Source organism: Limosilactobacillus sp., assembly GCF_051873075.1.
In the GTDB taxonomy this organism is placed as follows: domain Bacteria; phylum Bacillota; class Bacilli; order Lactobacillales; family Lactobacillaceae; genus Limosilactobacillus.
The window spans coordinates 1-1,557 of record NZ_JBJEEM010000060.1 but is presented as its reverse complement, the minus strand read 5'-3'; the positions used below and the strand labels follow the sequence as shown (position 1 = coordinate 1,557).

At 52.8% G+C, this 1,557-nt stretch carries 3 protein-coding genes; all 3 read right to left on the bottom strand.

Annotated elements, in window-relative coordinates; all coding sequences use genetic code 11:
* Window positions 1-151 (bottom strand): helix-turn-helix domain-containing protein (locus ACI31J_RS06650; protein ID WP_439773647.1); only part of this gene is annotated, 151 nt, incomplete at its 3' end.
* Window positions 152-206: 55 nt separating this feature from the next.
* The gene (rimI, locus tag ACI31J_RS06645; RefSeq protein ID WP_439773646.1) at window positions 207-779 is read right to left on the bottom strand and encodes a ribosomal protein S18-alanine N-acetyltransferase; all 573 of its coding nucleotides are present in this window, start codon (window positions 777-779) and stop codon (window positions 207-209) included.
* Window positions 763-1,488, bottom strand: a complete 726-nt coding sequence (gene tsaB, locus ACI31J_RS06640; RefSeq protein ID WP_439773645.1) for a tRNA (adenosine(37)-N6)-threonylcarbamoyltransferase complex dimerization subunit type 1 TsaB — start codon at window positions 1,486-1,488, stop codon at window positions 763-765. Before tsaB ends, rimI begins: the two co-directional genes overlap by 17 nt.
* Between the last annotated feature and the right edge of the window lie 69 nt (window positions 1,489-1,557).

Sequence of the window (1,557 nt, the reverse complement as noted above, 5' to 3'; positions counted from 1 at the left end):
TCTGATCGTCCATAATGAGTGACTCGTCATACATGTCGTTCCACAAAGCTAAACCTTGGTTCCAACAATAACGGCGGTAATCACATAGATCATCGAGCGCTTTTTTCATCATTCGATTCGGGTATAGTCTTACCTTCTCTGTTCTTATCACCGATAGCGCCGCCTTTCCAATTGATTACGTTCGACGGTGTTTGATAATATTCTGGTTAACTGTTTACTTCTCCTTTATTCAATAGGTCCGCCGCCATATCAATCGCATCTTCGTGGTTATCGAGGTAGTAGCGGTGTTTGATCTCCCGTTCCCGGAAACCAAGCTGTTCGTATAATTTCCGGGCCACCAGGTTATGCACCCGAACCTCCAGGCTGACCGACCGCAACTGAGTGTGGCAGGCGTAATTCAGGGCGGTGCTGATCAGGTAGGTGCCAATTCCCTTCTGCTGGTAGCCGGGCGTAACGCCGACGTTGGTGATATGCAAATCGAGCCGGTACCAATCAACGGCCATCCCGAGGAAGCCGACGACCTGGCCATCATCGACAATCACCAGGTAGAGACGATCCTGGGGCCGCCGCAGTTCAATCTGGAAAGCCGCATAGCTCCAGGGAGCATCCCCATAGATGGCCCGCTCAATGTCCACCATCGTCTTGATGTCTTGCTCGCTCGCCATCCGGACCACGTACTGGTGATGCTTGATCACCACGACCCGCCGTGCAAAATCAAGCATTGGCCACTTGCGGCCATTGATGTTAACCCGGCACCAACTCTTAAACTTCTCGAACATAATTCTTCTTAGTATCACCAGGGTGTAGCTTCTGCCAGTTAGCCTCTGCCTCGGTGATCCGCAGATAGTGCGGCACGAATGGGTCAATCTCCTTGACCGCCGGCCGGTCTTCGCCTGCCAAAGCCAGTTGGTAGGTTGAAGGAATCCCGTAGGCCCGCGGTGCCAGACTGACATTATCTGGCAACTTCTCAAACTGGTCGGCAATCTTCTTGGTCATGTGACCAACCAAGATCACTGGCTGGTCAATCTTGGCCAGTTGGGTCAGCAAGTCCTTCATCGCCAGGTGCTGGTCGGCAATTTGGTTCTGCAACTGTCCATCCTGCCACTGGTAGGCCCCCGCGAATACGTTCCCCCGCCGGGCATCAAAGAACGGAACGATAATGGCGGTCGTCATCGGCAGGACGTTACGGGCAACAACTTCCAGGCTCGATACCCCGACCAGGTCAAGCTTCAATGTATCAGCCAGAACCTTGGCCGTGGTGGCAGCGATCCGAATCCCCGTATATGAACCCGGCCCCTGGGCAACCACGACCCGGTCTAAGTCACTGGGCTGCCACTTAACCAGCTGGCAGAGCCGGTCAATCGTTGGCATCAGGTAAATGCTATGGTTGCGAACCATATTAAGCGTAGTCGTCGCCAACAGCTGGTCATCCTCGACCAAAGCCACACTCATCGGGTGGTTCGATGTATCAATTGCTAATACTTTCATTTTTCCGTCCATCCTTTCAAATCACACCTAACATCTTATCACAACCACTACCATTAGTCCCAACTTGGC

Excerpts from the sequence above, each read along its gene's own strand:
- rimI (WP_439773646.1), bottom strand. The coding sequence starts at position 779 with ATGTTCGAGAAGTTTAAGAGTTGGTGCCGGGTTAACATCAATGGCCGC.
- tsaB (WP_439773645.1), bottom strand. The coding sequence starts at position 1,488 with ATGAAAGTATTAGCAATTGATACATCGAACCACCCGATGAGTGTGGCT.